Consider the following 19073-nt stretch of genomic DNA (forward strand, 5'->3'; position numbering starts at 1 on the left):
GCACAACACTTATATATGCACGCAGTTTCTGGGGATGGTACCAGCTGTTTAAGGATATCCTGATGGGAAAAACGCTCGTAATTGTGGAATCGCCGGCCAAGGCGAAAACGATCAACAAATATCTCGGTAGCCAGTATGTGGTGAAATCGAGCGTTGGTCATATTCGCGACTTGCCGACCAGCGGCAGCGCGGCGAAAAGCGACCCTAAGGAGCGTGCTAAGCAGGCTGCTTTAACCCGCAAGATGTCTGCGCAGGAGAAAGAGGAGTATAAAAAGCGCAAATCCCGCGAACAGCTGGTTGCTCGTATGGGGGTCGATCCGGAAAACGCCTGGGAGGCGCACTACGAGATCCTGCCGGGTAAGGAAAAAGTTGTCGAAGAGCTGAAGAAACTTGCCCGCTCCGCCGACGAAATCTATCTCGCAACCGATTTGGACCGCGAAGGGGAGGCGATTGCCTGGCATCTGCGCGAAGCCATCGGTGGTGACGATAGTCGCTATCGCCGTGTGGTGTTTAACGAAATCACCAAGAAGGCGATCAAGGATGCGTTTGAGGAGCCGGCGCAGCTGGATCTGAACAGGGTCAATGCGCAGCAGGCGCGCCGTTTTCTCGATCGCGTCGTGGGCTATATGCTGTCGCCTCTGCTGTGGGAGAAGGTGGCGCGCGGACTCTCGGCCGGTCGTGTGCAGTCGGTTGCCGTGCGTCTGGTGGTCGAGCGTGAACGGGAGATCAGGGCCTTCGTCCCGGAGGAGTACTGGGAGGTTCACGCCGATGTCAAAACGCCTGAGGCCGAAGCGCTCCGCTTGCAGGTGACCAAGCAGGCCGGTGCCAACTTCCGGCCGGTCAACCAGGCCCAGACCCAGATCGCGCTCGATGCGCTCAACGCGGCTCGCTTCACGGTGGTCAATCGAGAGGACAAGCCGACCAGCAGCAAACCATCCGCGCCGTTTATCACCTCGACACTGCAGCAGGCAGCCAGTACTCGCCTGGGATTTGGCGTCAAGAAAACGATGATGCTGGCCCAGCGCCTTTACGAAGCCGGCTATATCACCTACATGCGTACAGATTCTACCAATCTGAGCGCTGAGGCTGTGGCGGCCTGTCGTGAACATATCCAGTCTCGCTACGGGGATGAGTATCTGCCGGCCGACCCGGTACGCTACAGCTCTAAAGAGGGCGCGCAGGAAGCGCACGAAGCGATCCGCCCCTCCGATGTTGAGATGACCGCCGACCGGTTGGCCGGTATGGATACGGATGCTGTGCGTCTATACGACTTGATCAGGCGTCAGTTTATCGCCTGTCAGATGACCCCTGCTCGCTATTTAAGTACCCGCCTGCAGGTTAAGGCAGGGGAGTTCGAGCTGACGACCAAGGGGCGTATTCTCCAGTTTGACGGTTATACGCGGGTATTGGCGACGAAAGGCAAGAGCGATGAGGATCTGATCCTGCCGGATGTGCAGCAGGGCGATCAGCTCACACTTGGCGCGCTGGATCCCAAGCAGCACTTTACCAAGCCGGCGCCCCGTTACTCTGAAGCGAGCCTGGTCAAAGAGTTGGAGAAGCGCGGTATCGGACGCCCCTCTACCTATGCTTCGATCATCTCGACTATCCAGGATCGCGGCTATGTGGAGGTTCAGGGGCGCCGTTTTTATGCCAAAAAGATGGGTGACATCGTCACCGAGCGGCTCAACGAGAACTTCGCCGATCTGATGGACTACAGCTTCACTGCCCGGATGGAGGAGCAGTTGGATGAGATCGCGCAAGGCGATGTGGATTGGCGCGAGCTGCTTGATCGCTTCTACGCCGGCTTTGTCGATAAACTGGAGAGCGCGCAGTCACCGGAAGGCGGTATGCGTCCCAACAGTCCGACGCCAACCGATATCGATTGCCCGGAATGCGGTCGAAAGATGATGATCAGAACCGGCAGTACCGGCGTTTTCCTGGGCTGTTCCGGCTATAACCTGCCGCCTAAGGAGCGCTGCAAAGCCACCATCAACCTGATCCCCGGGGATGAGGTGGTCAGCGCCGAGGGGGATGATGAGGAGGAGTCGCGCATTCTGCGCAGCAAACATCGCTGCGATCTGTGCGGTGCTGCGATGGACTCCTACCTGGTTGACGCCGACCGTAAGCTTCACGTATGCGGTAACAATCCGGATTGTGCCGGTTACGAGATCGAGGCCGGAAGCTTCAAGATCAAGGGTTATGACGGTCCTGTTATCGAGTGCGACAAGTGCGGCTCGGAGATGCAGCTTAAAACCGGCCGCTTCGGCAAGTTCTTCGGCTGCACCAATGCGGAGTGCAAGAACACCCGCAAGCTGCTGAAAAGTGGTGAAGTGGCGCCGCCAAAGATCGATCCGATCGACATGCCCGAGCTCAAATGCGAGAAGGTTGACGACCACTATGTACTGCGTGATGGTGCCAGCGGTCTGTTTCTGGCCGCAAGTCAGTTCCCGAAAAACCGGGAGACAAGGGCGCCTTTGGTGTCGGAGCTGATTCTGCATAAAGATGAGCTTGATCCGAAATATCACTACCTGCTTGACGCGCCGCAGCACGATGGCGAGGGTAATCCGGCTATCATCCGCTATAGCCGCAAGACGAAAGAGCAGTATGTCATGTCGGAACAGGACGGCAAGGCGACTGGGTGGCGTGCCTATTGCGCCGGTGGTAAATGGCGTGAAGAGCATGCACGCAAAAAGAAGTGACAGTCTGACGAGGGCGGTATGAGCGAAATCTACGTAGCCAGGACCAATCAGAAGCTGGGTTTCGTGCGCCTGCATCTCGATGCATTGGTCCGGGCGCAAGACTCCACTGCCTGGAATAAGCATGGCATCATCGAGTCCTACAACGAATCGGTCCTCTTTCATCTGAAGGGGGCTGTTCACGCTTTCATCCGCGAGATCGGTGAGCGTTATCGGCTTGATGTTAGTGCCATTGACGGCGTTGCTGACCTGCAGGCGCAGTTTGAGTCGACGGGCCAGGAGTCACCCGAACTGAATGAGATGGAGCAGCTGGCTGCCAGTCCGGGCAGTTGGCTGGCAAGGTTGGAACGTGCGTATCTGGCGTGCTGGAGCGCTTCCGCCGAGCGCTCAAAGCCTGCAGATGCAAGGCAAAGCCTGTCGGAGATCCACATTGTGCAGGTCAATCCAGACCATGCTGAGGATGGAGTATTGTTGACGGAGTTTCAGCAGTGGTATTCGGAGCTGAATGCGCTGATCGATCGTCAGCGCAGCGCGATGCTGGAGTGGTAGCTGGCCGCTTAGCGGCTGCGTACCACGATTCCCTGTACGTCTCCAAGGCTTGCTGCCTGCTGTAAAAGGTTTATCTCACCCTCATCCAGATGGCTGTGCCAGGACACGACGGTGTGACAGGTGTCGGCGCTTAATGCCCGCTGTGCGAGATCCACTGTCGAGTGTTTGCTGTCCGGGCGCAGTATCCATATACGGTCAAGCGCTACACCGGCCGCGGAAAGAGCGGTGCGATCGATCTCGGTCGGTGCACCGACCAGTGCAAGCCAGCGCTGCTGGCGGCTGAGTTGGGCCAGCATGGGCAGCAGCAGGGGCGATAATGATATATCACCATTGTGCTGAATGATCTCGGTAACGCGGCCACCTGTGGGTGCTGATAAGCTAGTTGTCCCGTAGTCCAGTGCTGTCGCGTGCATGCTGACACCTCGTTGTTAAAGGTCTGCTCTCTGCCGAATGACGCCGACACCCAGCCCCTCAATCTGAAGCTCTTGCTCGGAGAGGTCGATCTCGATCGGGTCAAACTCCTCATTTTCGGCAATCAGGTACACCATGGATCCTTCACGGTGAAAACGTTTCACGGTGACGTCGTCACCAATTCTGGCTACAACTATCTGCCCCTCGCGCGCTTCCGGTGTTTGATGCACGGCTAACAGGTCGCCATCGAGGATGCCGATGTTCTTCATGCTCATGCCGCGAACGCGAAGCAGGTAATCTGCGCTTGGGTGAAAAAACTCAGCGCCGATGGTGCAGTAGTCATCGATGTGCTGCTGCGCCAATATCGGCTCGCCTGCTGCAACCTGTCCCACGATCGGTAGTCCGTGCTCGGACAGTTCGGGTTCAGGCAGGCGTATGCCACGCGAGGTTCCCGGAATAATCTCGATAGCCCCTTTACGCGCCAGGGCCTTTAGATGTTCTTCCGCCGCGTTTGCCGAGCGGAACCCGAGATCGCGTGCTATATCGGCCCTGGTAGGAGGGTAGCCGGTATCTTCAATATGCTGGCGGATGCAGTCTAGGACTTCGCTCTGGCGTTTGGTCAGTTTCATGGTCATATGTCTATTTATACAGTACATGTAGTTTTATACAGTATTTTGCCGGCGTCAAGCAATTATCTGTTTAAACATCCAGTCTCTTGTTATTATGCCCCGCAAATCAGGATCGGAAGGAACGCCCTTGCTCGACGCAACACTAAAACAGGAGATTCAGTCTGCCTACAGCCGGTTTTTGAGCAGTCGGGGATTGAAGGCGCGGGCCGCTCAGAAGCAGATGATCGCCGAGATTGCACGTACCCTGGGCGGAATCGGCGTGGGCGAGCAGGGCGAACGTTTAGGAGAGCGACACGTCAGTGTGGTCGAGGCGGGCACCGGTACCGGAAAAACCATTGCTTATCTGTTGGCAACGCTGCCGATCGCCAGGGCGCGCAAGAAGCGGATCGTGTTGTCGACTGCTACGGTGTCGCTGCAGGAGCAGCTGGTCAACAAAGACCTTCCCGAGGTGATTCAGCATGCGGGACTGGATGTTCGCTACCAGCTCGCCAAAGGGCGCGGGCGTTACCTCTGCATAAACAAGATGGAGCAGCATCTTGAGCGGCAGGGAGAACTCGGTCAGATGGCTCTGTACGAGGATGAATACGCCGAAGTGCTCGACGCCGATACGCTCGCAACCTACCGTGACCTGATGGATCGTTTCGTTTCCGGGGGATGGGACGGTGATCGCGATAATCTGGCGGACGCATTGGACGAGGGGCTCTGGCGGCCGCTGACCAGCGATCATATGCAGTGTAGCAACCGCCGCTGCCTCAATTTTTCTGCCTGTCCTTTCTACCGTGCCCGAGATCAGCTCGACAGTACCGAACTGGTCGTCGCCAACCACGATCTCGTACTTTCCGATCTGGCATTGGGCGGCGGCGCCATACTGCCGGATCCGAAGGATACAGTATACGTACTGGATGAGGGGCATCATCTACCGGACAAGGCTAGTGGTCATTTCGCCTTTTCGATGAGATTAGGCAGTAGTCAGAAGCTGTGTCAGTCCCTGCCCAAGAGGTTGCATGGCTTATTGGATGAAGCGGGGTCGGCGGTTGCGTTGCTGGATCCTGTTGAGCGTATCGCCAACCCTTTGCGGGAGATGGGCGAGATTCTGGCGCAACTGGAGCCGCAGATACAGGCACTGCTCGATGCTGAAGAGCGAGGGCCGCGGGTGCGTTTCTCACGTGGCCTTGTGCCGGAGGTGCTCAGGATTCTGTGTCGTGACCTTACCCATGCCAGCGAACGGGTTCAGCAGCATATGGAGCAGCTGGTGTCGGTGTTGCGTGAGGCGATGGAGGGCGATATTGCAGAGATCGAGCGTGGCCTGGCCGAGCGTTGGTACCCTCAGCTGGGAGTTCTCTGGGGCCGTGTGCAACAGATCAGTTGGTTGGCGCGGAGTTACGCGACACCCGACCCTGAAGGGCGGACGCCAACAGCACGCTGGCTGTCTCGCATAGAGCATGAGTTAGCGACGGACATCGAGCTTCGTAGTGCCCCGGTTTCCGCAGCCGACACCCTTCGCGATCATCTTTGGGATGTCTGCTTCGGCGCTGTGGTTACGTCGGCGACGCTGACCGCGCTAGGCCGCTTCGATCGTCTGTTGGATCAGTTGGGGTTGCCGGCGGATACCAGTTGCGTGAGGCTGCAAAGCCCATTCGATCACTACAATATGGGTACCCTTGAGGTGCCGGCCATGAGTTCGGATCCCGGCGACCAGCAAGCCCACACCGACGAGATTGCGGTGTATCTGGCCAAACAGCTGGAGGGTATTGGCGCCGCCCTTGTTCTGTTCAGTAGCTGGCGTCAAATGTTGTCTACCCTTGAACGCCAGCCTGAATCCATTAAGAATAGGATCCTTGCTCAGGGGGACCACAGCCGGCAAGAGATTCTGAGGATTCATCGCGAGCGTATCGACGCGGGTCAGCCGAGCGTTATTTTTGGCCTGGCGTCCTTTGCGGAAGGGGTGGATCTTCCCGGAGGCTACCTCACGGATGTGATAATCACCAAGCTGCCGTTCGGCGTCCCGGATGATCCGGTGGATGCCACTATGGCCGAATGGATCGAGCAACAGGGTGGAAATGCGTTTTCCGACTGGGCTGTGCCGGCGGCGTCGATGCGCCTTACGCAAGCGGTCGGCCGGTTGTTGAGAACGGAGCAGGACAGGGGGCGTGTGGTGTTGCTGGACCGCCGGGTAGTGACCCGCCGTTATGGCCGCCTGCTATTGGACTCCCTGCCGCCGTTTCGCCGCCAGATCGATAACTGACAGGTTTAATTAAGAAGGTAAGCACTTGAGTATTGAAGAGAAAGTGATAGCTAGCGCAGCCGAAAACAATGATGCCGGGGCAAAGCCGCGGCGGCGTCGCCGCTCCCGTAAGCCGCGCGAGTCGCGCGCGAACGAGTCCCGTCAATGGACGCCCGAGAGCTTCAAGGTGGCGCCGCTGGACGGCAAGAAGCGGTTCCATGATTTCAATCTTCCTGATGTGCTGATGCATGCCATCGCCGATCTGGGGTTCGAGTACTGCACACCGATCCAGGCGGAAACCATCGAACCGGCGCTTGCCGGCAAAGATATGATCGGCAAGGCCCAAACCGGTACAGGTAAGACGGCAGCCTTTCTGATCGGCATTATTACCGACCTGCTCGACTATCCGCTTGAGGCTCGACGTAAGCTGGCCGAGCCCCGCGCTTTGATTATTGCGCCGACCCGTGAGCTTGCCCTGCAGATCGCCTCCGATGCGGAAGGGTTGTGCAAATACACCGACCTTAGCGTTGTGTCACTGGTGGGCGGGATGGACTACGACCGCCAGCGTAAGGATCTTGCGCGAGGTCCGGTCGATATACTGGTTGCTACACCGGGTCGATTGATCGATTTTGTCCGCGGTAAAGAGGTCGATCTTTACAACGTGGAAGTGCTGGTTCTGGATGAGGCGGACCGGATGTTGAGCATGGGCTTCATCCCCGATGTGCGTACCATCATTCGCCATACTCCGCGCAAGGGGCCGGAGCGTCAGACGCTGCTCTACAGTGCGACCTTTACCGAAGAGATCATGCGTCTGGCGCAGCAGTGGACCGTCGACCCGGTCAGGATCGAAATCGAATCCGAACGCAAGACCACCGACAGTGTGTCGCAGAAGGTTTTTCTGGTTTCCAGTCATGAAAAATACCGTCTGCTGATTAACTACCTGCGGGTTCACGGCATCGAGCGCGCAATCGTATTCTGCAATCGACGTCATGAGACACGATCATTGGCAGAGAAGCTGCGTAGGGATGGTTTAAGTGCAGCGCTGATGTCAGGTGAGATTCCGCAGAACAAGCGATTGAAGACGTTGGAAGATTTTCGTAGCGGCAAGATACAGGTGCTGGTCGCCACCGACGTGGCGGGGCGTGGCATTCATATCGACGGCGTTACCCACGTTATCAACTATCAGCTACCGGACGATGCGGACGATTACGTGCACCGCATAGGGCGTACCGGGCGTGCTGGCGCTACAGGTACGTCGATCTGCTTCGCCTGTGAGGATGACTCATTCATGATCCCGCAGATCGAAGAGGAGACCGGCGTAAAGCTTGAATGCATCCATCCCGAGGCGGAGTTGTTGGTTGATCCGGTTGCTACGGCTGGCAAGCGTTCAGATAAAGATGGGGAATCCGCTGAGCAGGAAGGTTCCGCTGATGCCGAGCAGGCCGTAGCCGCTGCTGAACAGTCGATCGATGCTGTACAGGACTCGATCGAGTCGGATGCGGTTGAGCCGGATGTTGCCGAGCCGGAGCGGCCGTCCGCCCAAGAAAACGAGATTCAACAGGAAAGCGTGCCGGAGATCGCTCCGGAGAGTGCAGCTGAGTCTGACGTTGACGAACCGGAACCTGAGCAGCCGCTCGAGCAGGTTTCGGAACCCTCTGGCGAGCAGTCTCCGGATGAGGCTGAGCAACCGAAACAGGATCGATAGAGGGCTGAGGTTTGGATCGTCATCGTACGGGGCGAATCAGTAACCTGTTGGCGATCATCGCCAGTGCGTTTTTTGCTGCCGTTGGGCTTGCAGGGTACGGGCGCACGGAAGATCCCCGTCAGTTGTTGCTGTTTCTGGGGTTGGCGGTGATTGCCTTCGGAGTGGTCAAACTGGCCTTTTACGGCATAAATCGATTGCTCGATAGTATCGACGAGCGCTGAATTTCGTTCAGCCGGAGGAGTATATGAGCGGTTCTGCTGCAGTGGCAGTACTCGGTGGCGGTAATTTTGGCACTGTGATCGCCAATATGATCGCCGAAAAGGGGCGCGAAGTGCGTCTATGGATGCGTGACGCCGAGTCTGCCGAGCAGATTAATGCGCTGCACGAAAATAAGCGCTATCTGCCCGGGGTAAGTCTGTCTGAAGGTTTGGTTGCCACTTCCGATATGGCTCAGGCGCTTAAGGATGTAGAGATCGTTTTCGTATCCGTGCCCTCCGGTGCGGTGCGTGAGGTTGCGCGGCAGGCTCGTCCCTGGATAAGGCCTGGACAGATCCTGGTCAGTACGACCAAGGGGATAGAGGCTGGCACCTTTTGCCTGATGAGCGAGGTGATATCTCAGGAGCTTCCCGATGCGCGGGTCGGCGTCCTCAGCGGTCCCAATCTGGCCAAGGAGGTGGCGCAACGGGAGCTGACCGGCACGGTGATCGCGTCGGGTGACGAGGCGTTGCGTGACAGCATTCAGGCACTGCTTCACAGCGCCTATTTCCGCGTCTACGCCAGTAGCGATACCTATGGTGTAGAGCTTGGCGGCACGTTGAAAAACATCTATGCAATAGCGGCCGGTATGAGCGCGGCTTTCGGTATGGGGGAAAATACCAAGAGTATGCTGTTGACCCGCAGCTTGGCAGAGATGAGTCGTTTCGCCGTCAGCATGGGGGCAAACCCCCTTACCTTTCTTGGCTTGGCCGGAGTGGGTGACCTGATCGTGACCTGTATGTCGCCGCTCAGTCGTAATTACCGTGTTGGTTATGCGCTGGGTCAGGGGAAAACCTTGCAGGAAGCGGTTGATGCACTGGGCGAGGTTGCGGAAGGGGTCAATACCCTGCGTCAGGTGCGCAACAAGGCTGCCGAGAAAGAGGTTTATATGCCGCTGGTGGATGGTCTCTATCAGGTGGTCTTTGAGGGCGCGCCGGTGCAGGAGGTTGCCAAGCGCATGATGCTCAACCAGCAGGCCAGCGATGTCGAGTTCGTACTGCCGCGGAGCTGAGCCGTGCGTGTGATGTTGATGCGCCACTGCGAAGCGGTGGCGGGCCGGGATGACGACCCGGAACGGCCTTTGACTCAGGCCGCGTTGGTTCGCCTGCAGGAGCGCGCTGATGCGCTTGGTGAGCCTCTGGGGCGGGTGTCTTGCCTGATATCCAGTCCCTGGCGTAGATGCCGTGAAACAGCAGAAGCGTTGTGCCCCTTCCTCTCTTGTACCGTGCGGCAGGAGTTTAGCGATCGACTCTTGCCGCTGACGGACCCCCATCAGGCGCTGTCACTGCTTGAGCGCTACTTCGCCGACGGCGAGGCGGGAGATGCAGCGTTGTTGGTGGTTGGGCATCTGCCGCTTCTCGGGTGGCTGATCGGGTTGCTGTGCGAAGGCGAAAGCGGCGCCAGGTTCAGCCCCGCCCCGGGTGAGATCGCGGTTATCGAGCTTGACTGGCCGGCAGCTGGGATGGGCTCGCTTCGTTGCTGGTATCGGCTGTAAGCTTGCCGCTCACCACCGCTTCCTCAAGCTTCTCCAACTGTTTGTCGTCCGGATAGATCGCCCTGACATGGGCCAGGGTCTCGATCGCTTTCTGTCTTTCGCCGAGCTGCAGGTAGGCGCGAGCCATGTCGGTGTATAGCTGTTTGTCCGGACTCTGTTGTGTGTAGCGTTGCGCCCAGTCAATAAACTCTTGCGTGTGCTCCTTGGTATTCTGATGTAGCTCCCGGTACAGCACGGATCGCATCCAGAAATACTCTCCCATCTCCCTGAAGTAGAAGTCGTTCAGGGCTGGTGCCAGGTGTTTGGGCTGGGTGCCTTTGCTGCGCATGTACTGAACGATGCCGGCACTGGCCAGCAGTGCGTGAGCAAGGAACATTATCAGTAAGGGGGTTGCCACTAGCGTCGTGACGCGTACCCCGCTTTGTGCAGGGTGGCTGAGTTTTAAGTCCCTCTCTCGTTTGCCGCTCTGGAAGCAGAGAAACAGCAGTATCAGCAGCATGATCCAGTGGACATTGGAGATGTAGAAAGGAAGTTCGACCTGGGTGTGCAGTGCTATCGGCGCCAACAGTGCAGCCATGGCGCCGCCGCGTTGCCAGCCCATCTGTATCAGCTGCCAAACGACGGCCACAGCGGCTGCCGCAATCGACACCAGCGCCAATAGGCCGCCCTCGATCATCCAGAACAGCAACTCGTTGTGCGGATGGCTGAAGCGTTTGTCATCCAGTTTGTAGTTCGGAACCTGCTGGTAGTAGGCTGGGCGATTTTCCTGGAAGACATGCTGGAAACTGCCTATCCCATGCCCGATGAGAGGAGACTGCAGAAAGGTTTGCCAGGCCAGGCGATAGATATGGGGGCGGGCGTCGCCGCTGACGCCTTCATTGGCGGTCAGTCGCTCAAATTTCGTGATGGCGTTGACGGTGCCTGTATCACTGGTGTTCAACCCGATGCCCGCCCCTCCGGCGATGGCCGCGATCAACAGTGCGCTGGTCAGCTTGCGTCTGAACAGCACTCGGTGCCTGGATAGCACGAGCAGCGTAAGCGCAATCAGCAGGCCCAGGTAACCGACTCGCGAACCGATAGTGACGATGTTTGCGCTTGCGAGCAGCAGTGTCATCAAAACCAGGCCCTTGAACGGCCAGCGCAGGCGTAAAAAGGCGGGCGTAGTCGCTTGATACAGCGCCAGTGCGATACCTGTCGCCATCATCGAGGCGTGCAGGTTGGGTTGCTGGTAGATGCCGGCCGGTACCTTTCCCGCTACCCAGGGCATAAGGCCCTTGAACGGATTGTTGGGAAGGATTTGGCTGAGACCGATCAGCCCCTGGATCATGATTCCGGCCAACACCAGATAGATGGCGGTATCGACCTGGCGCCGGGTCAGACGGAACTGGAATAGCGAAAACCAGAACAGAATGCCGCCCAGGATTACGCCGAGGCGGATCAGCCACTCCGTTGGGCGCTCGATCCCGGTTAGAAATCCACCCAACACCAGGCCTGCAGGAAAGAGCATGAGCAGACCGATATGCCGTGGACAGACAAAAGATTCATGTTTGAGCATGGAGATCAGGCCGGCTGCCAGGGTGATCAGGCTCGCCGCCCAAATGCTGGCGTTGTAGGGCAGCATCAGCCCCTCTCCGCCAAGGTTGGGTTGGTAATAAAAGGGGGCGATCAGTACCAGGAGTGTGAAGGTGAGAAAAAAGACTCTCTGCTCCCGCGTCAGTGCGGTGCGCTCCAGTAGTGGCATCGGTGGCTCCTTGCTTCAGTCTGTGTCGGATCCTAACGAATCGGTTATGCTTGGGGAAGGAAAACCGTTAAGGATATGTATGCATATCAAAGAGCTCAGTATCGATATCGGCGGTCGGCACCTTGCGGCGATCGATTTCGGTGGATCTGTGGAGCGTACAGTGCTCGCCGTGCATGGTTGGCTGGATAATGCCGCAAGCTTCATGGAGCTTGCGCCTCGGTTGGAAGGCTGTCGCATAATCGCCGTCGACCTCGCCGGGCATGGGCGGTCCGCTTGGCGCGATCAGAGCAGTTGGTACGCCATCTGGGATTACGTGTTTGATCTGCGAATGGCGATTGAGGCGCTGGGGTTGCAACAGGTCCACCTGTTGGGGCATTCGCTCGGCGCAGCGGTAACCTCCGTTCTCGCCGGGGCATCGCCTGAACGGGTTGCTAGCCTCGTGATGATCGAGGGGTTGGGTCCGCTGACCATCGATTCGGACGAGACTCCTGAACAGCTGTATGAGGCGTTGGAGTGGCATGCCAGCGCGCAGTCGACTCCGGTCGTATATCGAGATCCGGAACGCATGGTTGCCGCGAGAATGCGCGGGCGATTCCCCGTTGGTCCTGTTGCTGCGAATCATCTCGTCTCCCGTGCGGTACGACCGGTGGAGGGAGGGTATGGCTGGACTCACGACCCGCGCTTGCTGGCGCCTTCGCTATTGCGTTTTAGTGAGGATCAGGTGCAAGCACTGTTTCGCCGCATAGGTGTGCCGGTGCTGGTTTGCCTTGCTGAAGGCGGGATCTCGACAGATAAAACGCGCAAGCGACTAGGCCTGCTTGAGCATTTGCGGCTGATCGAGTTTGCCGGTGGTCACCACCCGCATCTGGAGCCGGAGACGGTGGACCGGGTCGCGGATGCGGTAAATCTGTTTTATTGCGACTTGCATAAAGGGGTATCCGTCAGAACGGAGGCGCTCGCCCGATGACCAGGAATGTTTTCATTTCGATACTATTGGCTATCACTCTGTTCGAAAGTGGTGTGGCTCAGGCTGAACTGCCGGACTTCCTGCAGCCCTTTCCACGCAGTCGTCAGATTCAGGACGTTACCATCGAGGCTCAGGAGTACAGGGTGATGCTGGGTGGTGTGGTCAAGATCAATCGTCTGATCCGGACCGATCGCGAGCTTCGATTGAGCGGCAAGCTGGTGAGGATGACCTGGCAGCTGCCGGTCGGTCATTCGCCCGAGGACGGCTTTCGTTATCTTCGGGGTCAGTTGCAGGATGCGGGTACTGAGATGTTGTTCGAGTGCAGCGGACGGCAGTGCGGGGCCAGTACCATCTGGGCCAACGATCTGTTCGATACGGCAAGACTGTATGGTGTCGACGAGAGTCAGTTCTATCTGGCGGCGCGAAAGGGCTCCAACTATCTGGTGATATATGCCGTGCGGCGGGGTAATGGCCGCGTTTTCCTGCATCTCGATTGGTTGGTGGATACCTCCACCGGCAGTCAGGGGTGGGCGCAGGTGCTTGAGCAGCAGGGCTATGCCGAGTTACCCGATTGGCCCGAGTCGCCGGAAAATGCAGTGCGTACTATGGCTGCGTTGCTGAAGGATCGTCCGGACAAGCATTTGGTATTGGTGCTGCATCAGGCAGGGCGTGATATCGAGTTGAGCCTTAGCCAGTCACGCGAGCTGGCGCTGCGGCTGCGTGACCTGGTGCTGGCGGAAGGCATTGAACCCGATCGAATTGATGCCTACGGTGCGGGCGCGCTGTCGCCGGGTGTGTTGGGCGGGCGCAGGCAGTTGGCTGTGGTGATACTGACTGATCAGGAGTAGTTATGACGACGGTATCTCTGGTGTTGGGGACAGGGGGAGCGCGTGGTTATGCGCATATCGGTGTAATCGAAGAGCTGGAGGCTAGAGGGTATCAGGTGACCTGTATTGCCGGTTGCTCCATGGGGGCGCTGGTCGGTGGGCTTTATGCAGCCGGTGGCATGGCTAAATACAGGGCTTGGGTTGAAACCTTGCGCTGGATCGATGTCGTACGCCTGCTGGATCTGAATTTCAGAAACACCCTGTTCAACGGCGACAAGGTGTTTGCGAAATTGCGGGAGTTGATTGGCGACCCCAGTATCGAGACACTCCCCGTGTCCTACACAGCGGTCGCAACCGATCTGTCCAGCAATAAGGAGATCTGGTTTCAGCGCGGCAGTCTGCTGCAGGCGATGCGCGCATCGATAGCGATACCCGGCATCGTATCGCCCGTGATCAGCGGGGACCGTGTGCTGGTAGATGGCGGGGTGCTAAACCCATTACCGATCGTTGCCACGGTTGCCGCTCATGCCGATCTGATCATCGCGGTTGATGTCAACGCGTCGCGGGAGTCGGTGGCTATGCATCTGGACCCCGAGGACCTCGCGGGGGAGGAGGCCAAGTCTCCGGCCCGTGCAGGGCGCTTCGCCGTACTGCTCAACTCAATGGAGGTGATGCAGGGGGCGCTGACCCGTTACAAAATTGCCGGTTACAGCCCGGACCTGGTGATCAGGGTGCCCAAGGAGGCGGGTGGTTTTCATGAGTTTCATCGCGCAACGGCGCTGATCGATATTGGGCGGAGAATGGCCTGCCGCCAACTCGATCTGTTTGAAGAGCTGGCTGAAGTGAGCCCCGATCCGGAGAGAGGTGCCGGAGTGCGGGGCCCGGAAGTCGTGGAGGAGGACTTAGCTGACCAGTGACAGAAACTCGGCGCGGGTGGCCGGGTTGGATCTGAAGGTACCCAGCATCATCGAGGTTTTCATCTCGGCGTTCTGTTTCTCCACCCCGCGCATCATCATGCACATATGCTGAGCCTCGATCACCACGCCGACCCCCAGTGCGCCTGTGACCTGCTGGATCGCTTCTGCGATCTCCTTGGTCATGTTTTCCTGGATCTGCAGGCGTCGGGCGAACATGTCGACGATGCGGGCTATCTTGGAAAGGCCGACCACGCGTCCATCCGGAATGTAGGCGACATGGGCCTTGCCGATGAAGGGCAGTAGATGGTGCTCGCACATCGAATAGAGCTCGATATTTTTGACCAGCACCATCTCGCTGTTGTCGGACGGAAAGAGGGCGCCGTTGACCACCTCTTCCAGCGACTGCTGGTAGCCGCGGGTCATAAACTGCATCGCCTTGGCGGCACGTTTTGGTGTGTCCTTCAAACCCTCGCGTTGCAGATCTTCACCGAGTGATTCGATGATTTTTGCGTAGGATTCTTCCATCTGTGGCTCCATCAGAGAGATACCTGTCCCGAACGGGTCGAAAAAAGCGCTTAAGGTACGTTATCGTGCCTGTCAGGTAAAGCGATCAACGTGTCGGCTTCTGTTTAAGTAGCACATAAACCGCACCAGTGCCTCCATCGGTCGGTTGTGCCGAACAAAATGCCAGCACCGGACTGAGTTGGCGTAGCCAGTCATTGACGTGGGATTTCATCAGCGCCGGTTGTCCTGGCTGGGAGTATGACTTGCCGTGTATGACCAGTGCACAGCGCAGTCCGCGCGCTTCGCAGTCGCGTATAAATCGTGACAGCTCCTCGCGCGCCTGGTCGAGCGTGTAGCCATGCAGATCCAGACCTGCCTGCCAGGGTATATGGCCGCGGCGCAGTTTCTTCATCTGACGGATCTGTACGCCGGGGCTGACGAACAGCAGATCCTGTTCGGACTCGATGATCTCTACCGCCGTCGTAGACAGTCCGTCGACGAAGGTTTCATTCTCCTGCTCGGCGGCCTGGCGTCGGTATTGCTGTGACTCCGAGGGGGTGGGCACACCCTTGCGCTTTAGCGCCGCACGATCACTCTGTAACGGACTGACGTCGGAGACTGCACGCTGAAAGTCGGATTGATCGGATTGCGGTTCATCAGTCATGGCGTTTGAGGTACGTTTTCTTTAACATGTGCGGCCTGTAAAACCCCCATTATCGGACCTGCGATGAATCTGGATCAAGCATCTCTGCTCGACGAATTGGAAACGCTGCGCGACTTCGTGCGTTTCAGTCTGAGCGCATTTCATGAGCGTGGCCTCTATTTTGGTCACGGTACGGACAACGCTTGGGATGAGGCGGTACAGCTGGTGCTAAATGCGGTACATCTGCCCTGGGATACCCGCCCGGAGGTGCTCGACGCCCGGCTGACCCGCAGTGAAAAGCGTCGCGTGCTGGAGTATCTTCGTCAGCGCGTCGAGGAGCGTAAGCCTCTGCCTTACATCACCGGCGAGGCCTGGTTCATGGGGCTGGCATTCAATGTGGACGAGCGGGTATTGATCCCCCGGTCACCCATCGCCGAGCTGATTGAAGACGGCTATGAACCCTGGTTGCGGGAGGGGGCGGTTGAGCGTGTGCTGGACCTGTGTACCGGCAGCGGCTGCATCGGTATTGCAACGGCGCTGGTGTTCCCTGAAGCGACCGTCGACCTGGTCGATATCTCGGAAGATGCTTTGGCGGTTGCGGCGAGCAACATCAAGCGCCACCAGTTGGCAGAGCGTGTACAGGTGGTTCATAGCGATCTGTTTGATGCGCTGGATCCCGCACAGCCCTATGACCTGATCGTCAGCAATCCGCCCTATGTGGATGCTGATGATCTCGCCAGCATGCCCGATGAGTACCAGCATGAGCCGGATCTGGCGCTGGGTTCGGGAGATGATGGTTTGGATATCACCCGGTGCATACTGCGCGAGGCGGGGCGCTACCTGAGCGATGACGGGCTGCTCGTGGTCGAGGTCGGTAACTCCGAAGTGCATCTGATGGAGCAGTACCCTGACCTGCCGCTGATCTGGATAGAGCTCGAGCGGGGCGGCAACGGCGTATTTTGTATTACGGCGCAGGAGCTGCGTCAGTACTCCGATAGAATTTGATGGTGTCCCGACGGGGCACGGCGAGACAGGATAGAACCTATGTCCGGAAATAGCATTGGCAAACTCTTTACCCTGACCACCTTCGGTGAGAGTCATGGCCCAGCGCTCGGTTGTATCATCGATGGTTGCCCTCCGGGTATCGAGATCAGTGAAGCAGAACTGCAGGTCGAGCTGGATCGACGCAAGCCGGGTACTTCACGCCACACCACGCAGCGACGCGAAGCCGACGAAGTACGCATACTTTCGGGCGTGTTCGAAGGTCGTACCACCGGTACCCCAATAGGTATGCTGATTGAGAATACCGATCAGCGCTCCAAAGACTACAGTGACATCAAAGACACTTTCCGTCCGGCTCATGCCGACTACACCTACAGCCAGAAGTACGGCATTCGCGATTATCGTGGCGGTGGGCGGTCATCCGCGCGCGAAACGGCAATGCGGGTGGCTGCCGGCGCCTTGGCCAAGAAGGTGTTGGCGAAGTACGGTGTCCAGGTGCGCGGTTATCTGGCCCAGCTTGGACCCGTGGCGATCGATCCCAGCCGATTCGACTGGGATCAGGTCAACCGGAACCCGTTCTTTTCGCCCGATGCCGACGTGGTCGCCGAGATGGAAGAGTACATGGATGCCCTGCGCAAGGAGGGCAACTCTATCGGTGCGCGGATCAACGTGGTTGCCTCCGGCGTGCCGGTCGGGCTCGGTGAGCCGATCTTTGATCGTCTCGACGCGGAGCTCGCCCATGCCCTGATGAGTATCAACGCGGTAAAAGGGGTTGAGATCGGTGACGGCTTTGACGTGGTCGAACAGAAGGGCACCGAGCATCGGGACGAGATGACGCCCGAGGGGTTTCTGTCCAATCATGCCGGCGGCATTCTTGGCGGCATCTCCAGTGGACAGGAGATCCTGGCCAGCATTGCGCTGAAGCCGACCTCCAGTCTGCGTCTGCCCGGGCGCAGCATCAATAGCCAGGGTGAGGCGATAGAGGTTGTAACCAAAGGGCGGCACGATCCCTGTGTGGGCATCCGCGCGACACCGATCGCCGAAGCGATGGTGGCTATCGTGCTGCTGGACCACCTGCTGCGCAATCGTGCACAGAATGGGGATGTGGAGCGCACGACACCGGTGCTGAGCTAACAGGCAAGAGTGCTTGCCGTTAATCCCGGAGCAACGAGTATGGATGATCTGACAGACAAGCAGGATCAGACGCTGTCCGCTGGCGAAGGGGATTGGCCCGCCTATGCTCATGGAAACAGGGAGACGCGCAAGGACTATTTTATTGAGCGTGCAGGCTATCGTTTCGCTGGTACCCACCTGATCATCGATCTGCTGGGCGCGTCCAATCTGGATGATCTGGAAAGAATGGAGCATGCGCTGCGTGACTCTGTACGCGCTGCCGGTGCTACGCTGCTGCATCTCCACCTGCATCATTTCACTCCGAATGGCGGCATATCCGGTGTGGCTGTACTCGCCGAATCGCACATCAGTGTGCATACCTGGCCGGAGCGTGAGTTCGCCGCCTTTGATGTGTTTATGTGCGGTAAAGCCCGGCCGGAGCAGACCATAGCGGTACTCGAAAGCGCCTTTGAGCCCAGCGAAACCCGGGTTCAGGAGATACTGCGAGGACGGATAGCGATAGATGACGACGACCACCTTCGTTGAGACGCTTCACGGCGGGTACGGGCAGAGTTTCTCGGTCGATGAGCTGCTGTTTGAGCATCGTTCCGAACATCAGGAACTGCTGATATTTCGTAACGCGACCTTTGGCCGGGTGCTGGCGCTGGATGGCATAGTGCAGACCACAGAGCGCGACGAGTTCATCTACCACGAAATGCTCACCCACGTACCGCTGCTGGCGCATGGTCAGGCCAAGCGTGTCCTGATCATCGGCGGGGGGGATGGCGGCATGCTGCGTGAAGTGCTCAAGCATTCCTCTGTCGAAGCGGTGACCCAGGTCGAGATCGATCAGGCAGTGATCGATATGTGTCGGCGCTATCTGCCCGGCCATTCTGCGGGCGCCTTCGATGACCCGCGGGTCAGTATCGTGATCGCGGATGGTGTCGAATATGTGCGCGACTGTCATGAACGGTACGATCTGATCATCTCGGATTGCACCGATCCGGTGGGGCCTGGAGAAGTGCTGTTCACCAGCGAGTTCTATGTCGGCTGTAAGCGCTGCCTGAATCCGGGGGGCGTGTTCGTGGCGCAGAACGGCGTCGCCTTTCTGCAGCTGGACGAGGTACGCAATACTCAACGGCGGCTGTCGCCCCTGTTCACCGATCAAACCTTCTATTGTGCGGCTGTGCCGACCTACGCGGGCGGTGTGATGACTTTCGCCTGGGCCAGCGATAATCCCGCGCTGCGCCAAGTTGCAGGGGCTGAGCTGGAGCGGCGCTACCTGGCCGCCGCTATCCGTACCCGCTACTACAATCCGCAGATCCATACTGGCAGCTTTGCCTTGCCGCAGTATATTCTCGACGCCTTATCGGGGAACTGAGCGGGTGGAGGGTT

General features: G+C 58.2%; 18 protein-coding genes and 1 pseudogene. 14 read left to right on the forward strand and 5 right to left on the reverse strand.

What is annotated here, in order from left to right:
* Nucleotides 1-62: 62 nt before the first annotated feature.
* Nucleotides 63-2699, forward strand: coding sequence for a type I DNA topoisomerase (gene topA / locus KQ940_RS00435; protein WP_217410707.1), 2637 nt, complete (start codon nt 63-65; stop codon nt 2697-2699).
* A gap of 18 nt (nt 2700-2717) precedes the next feature.
* Entirely contained in the window at nt 2718-3245 is a 528-nt protein-coding gene (locus KQ940_RS00440) for a DUF6586 family protein (protein ID WP_217410708.1), read from the forward strand.
* Between the two features lie 8 nt (nt 3246-3253).
* Here the strand turns inward: KQ940_RS00440 and KQ940_RS00445 are convergent, their stop codons facing one another.
* Nucleotides 3254-3658 carry a SulA-like leucine-rich domain-containing protein gene (locus KQ940_RS00445; protein ID WP_217410709.1) on the reverse strand — a complete coding sequence of 135 codons (405 nt, stop codon included), beginning with the start codon at nt 3656-3658 and terminating at the stop codon, nt 3254-3256.
* Between the two features lie 15 nt (nt 3659-3673).
* Nucleotides 3674-4291, reverse strand: coding sequence for a transcriptional repressor LexA (gene lexA, locus KQ940_RS00450; protein ID WP_425515608.1), 618 nt, complete (start codon nt 4289-4291; stop codon nt 3674-3676).
* 121 nt (nt 4292-4412) lie between these two features.
* On the opposite strand from lexA, the gene dinG reads away from it, so the two are divergent.
* From dinG to KQ940_RS00475, 5 genes and pseudogenes are all read left to right on the forward strand, one after another.
* Nucleotides 4413-6530, forward strand: coding sequence for an ATP-dependent DNA helicase DinG (dinG, locus tag KQ940_RS00455; RefSeq protein ID WP_217410711.1), 2118 nt, complete (start codon nt 4413-4415; stop codon nt 6528-6530).
* A 25-nt stretch (nt 6531-6555) separates the two neighbouring features.
* Nucleotides 6556-7866, forward strand: a pseudogene (gene rhlB, locus KQ940_RS00460) (ATP-dependent RNA helicase RhlB); the annotation flags it as partial.
* 359 nt (nt 7867-8225) lie between these two features.
* On the forward strand, nt 8226-8435 hold the full coding sequence (locus tag KQ940_RS00465) for a hypothetical protein (RefSeq protein ID WP_217410712.1): 210 nt from the start codon (nt 8226-8228) through the stop codon (nt 8433-8435).
* Between the two features lie 23 nt (nt 8436-8458).
* A complete protein-coding gene (locus KQ940_RS00470) occupies nt 8459-9481 on the forward strand; it encodes an NAD(P)H-dependent glycerol-3-phosphate dehydrogenase (RefSeq protein WP_217410713.1) in 1023 nt (340 codons plus the stop codon).
* Nucleotides 9482-9484: 3 nt separating this feature from the next.
* A complete protein-coding gene (locus KQ940_RS00475; protein WP_217410714.1) occupies nt 9485-9964 on the forward strand; it encodes a SixA phosphatase family protein in 480 nt (159 codons plus the stop codon).
* On the opposite strand, the gene KQ940_RS00480 is transcribed toward KQ940_RS00475, so the two are convergent.
* A complete protein-coding gene (locus KQ940_RS00480) occupies nt 9903-11705 on the reverse strand; it encodes a PglL family O-oligosaccharyltransferase (protein WP_217410715.1) in 1803 nt (600 codons plus the stop codon). The two genes, KQ940_RS00475 and KQ940_RS00480, sit on opposite strands and share 62 nt — an antisense overlap.
* A 79-nt stretch (nt 11706-11784) precedes the next feature.
* Here KQ940_RS00480 and KQ940_RS00485 point away from each other — a divergent pair, with 79 nt between their 5' ends.
* Genes KQ940_RS00485 through KQ940_RS00495 form a run of 3 tightly spaced genes read left to right on the forward strand, consistent with a single transcriptional unit; the run spans nt 11785 to nt 14416 of the window.
* A complete protein-coding gene (locus KQ940_RS00485) occupies nt 11785-12672 on the forward strand; it encodes an alpha/beta fold hydrolase (protein ID WP_217410716.1) in 888 nt (295 codons plus the stop codon).
* Complete coding sequence (locus KQ940_RS00490; RefSeq protein WP_217410717.1) at nt 12669-13520, forward strand: DUF4892 domain-containing protein; 852 nt, start codon at nt 12669-12671, stop codon at nt 13518-13520. Before KQ940_RS00485 ends, KQ940_RS00490 begins: the two co-directional genes overlap by 4 nt.
* 2 nt (nt 13521-13522) lie before the next feature.
* Nucleotides 13523-14416, forward strand: coding sequence for a patatin-like phospholipase family protein (locus KQ940_RS00495; RefSeq protein ID WP_217410718.1), 894 nt, complete (start codon nt 13523-13525; stop codon nt 14414-14416).
* Here the strand turns inward: KQ940_RS00495 and folE are convergent.
* Together folE and KQ940_RS00505 are read right to left on the reverse strand one after the other, a co-directional pair.
* Nucleotides 14402-14941, reverse strand: a complete 540-nt coding sequence (folE, locus tag KQ940_RS00500) for a GTP cyclohydrolase I FolE (RefSeq protein ID WP_217410719.1) — start codon at nt 14939-14941, stop codon at nt 14402-14404. The genes KQ940_RS00495 and folE overlap by 15 nt on opposite strands.
* A gap of 85 nt (nt 14942-15026) precedes the next feature.
* Complete coding sequence (locus KQ940_RS00505) at nt 15027-15584, reverse strand: Smr/MutS family protein (protein WP_217410720.1); 558 nt, start codon at nt 15582-15584, stop codon at nt 15027-15029.
* 63 nt (nt 15585-15647) lie between these two features.
* On the opposite strand from KQ940_RS00505, the gene prmB reads away from it, so the two are divergent.
* The 4 genes from prmB to speE are packed head-to-tail and all read left to right on the forward strand — an operon-like array spanning nt 15648 to nt 19059.
* Entirely contained in the window at nt 15648-16568 is a 921-nt protein-coding gene (gene prmB, locus KQ940_RS00510) for a 50S ribosomal protein L3 N(5)-glutamine methyltransferase (protein WP_217410721.1), read from the forward strand.
* A 39-nt stretch (nt 16569-16607) separates the two neighbouring features.
* Nucleotides 16608-17699 (forward strand): chorismate synthase, encoded by a 1092-nt coding sequence (gene aroC / locus KQ940_RS00515; protein ID WP_217410722.1) that lies wholly within the window; start codon nt 16608-16610, stop codon nt 17697-17699.
* 39 nt (nt 17700-17738) lie between these two features.
* On the forward strand, nt 17739-18224 hold the full coding sequence (speD, locus tag KQ940_RS00520; protein ID WP_217410723.1) for an adenosylmethionine decarboxylase: 486 nt from the start codon (nt 17739-17741) through the stop codon (nt 18222-18224).
* Complete coding sequence (gene speE / locus KQ940_RS00525) at nt 18202-19059, forward strand: polyamine aminopropyltransferase (protein ID WP_217410725.1); 858 nt, start codon at nt 18202-18204, stop codon at nt 19057-19059. Before speD ends, speE begins: the two co-directional genes overlap by 23 nt.
* Nucleotides 19060-19073: the final 14 nt, after the last annotated feature.

The organism is Marinobacterium ramblicola (genome assembly GCF_019084545.1).
GTDB lineage: Bacteria > Pseudomonadota > Gammaproteobacteria > Pseudomonadales > Balneatricaceae > Marinobacterium_D > Marinobacterium_D ramblicola.

Coding starts and splice junctions, on each gene's coding strand:
- topA (WP_217410707.1), top strand. CDS start 63: ATGGGAAAAACGCTCGTAATTGTGGAATCGCCGGCCAAGGCGAAAACG.
- KQ940_RS00440 (WP_217410708.1), top strand. CDS start 2,718: ATGAGCGAAATCTACGTAGCCAGGACCAATCAGAAGCTGGGTTTCGTG.
- KQ940_RS00445 (WP_217410709.1), bottom strand. CDS start 3,658: ATGCACGCGACAGCACTGGACTACGGGACAACTAGCTTATCAGCACCC.
- lexA (WP_425515608.1), bottom strand. CDS start 4,291: ATGACCATGAAACTGACCAAACGCCAGAGCGAAGTCCTAGACTGCATC.
- KQ940_RS00470 (WP_217410713.1), top strand. CDS start 8,459: ATGAGCGGTTCTGCTGCAGTGGCAGTACTCGGTGGCGGTAATTTTGGC.
- KQ940_RS00480 (WP_217410715.1), bottom strand. CDS start 11,705: ATGCCACTACTGGAGCGCACCGCACTGACGCGGGAGCAGAGAGTCTTT.
- KQ940_RS00485 (WP_217410716.1), top strand. CDS start 11,785: ATGCATATCAAAGAGCTCAGTATCGATATCGGCGGTCGGCACCTTGCG.
- KQ940_RS00490 (WP_217410717.1), top strand. CDS start 12,669: ATGACCAGGAATGTTTTCATTTCGATACTATTGGCTATCACTCTGTTC.
- KQ940_RS00495 (WP_217410718.1), top strand. CDS start 13,523: ATGACGACGGTATCTCTGGTGTTGGGGACAGGGGGAGCGCGTGGTTAT.
- folE (WP_217410719.1), bottom strand. CDS start 14,941: ATGGAAGAATCCTACGCAAAAATCATCGAATCACTCGGTGAAGATCTG.
- KQ940_RS00505 (WP_217410720.1), bottom strand. CDS start 15,584: ATGACTGATGAACCGCAATCCGATCAATCCGACTTTCAGCGTGCAGTC.
- prmB (WP_217410721.1), top strand. CDS start 15,648: ATGAATCTGGATCAAGCATCTCTGCTCGACGAATTGGAAACGCTGCGC.
- aroC (WP_217410722.1), top strand. CDS start 16,608: ATGTCCGGAAATAGCATTGGCAAACTCTTTACCCTGACCACCTTCGGT.
- speD (WP_217410723.1), top strand. CDS start 17,739: ATGGATGATCTGACAGACAAGCAGGATCAGACGCTGTCCGCTGGCGAA.
- speE (WP_217410725.1), top strand. CDS start 18,202: ATGACGACGACCACCTTCGTTGAGACGCTTCACGGCGGGTACGGGCAG.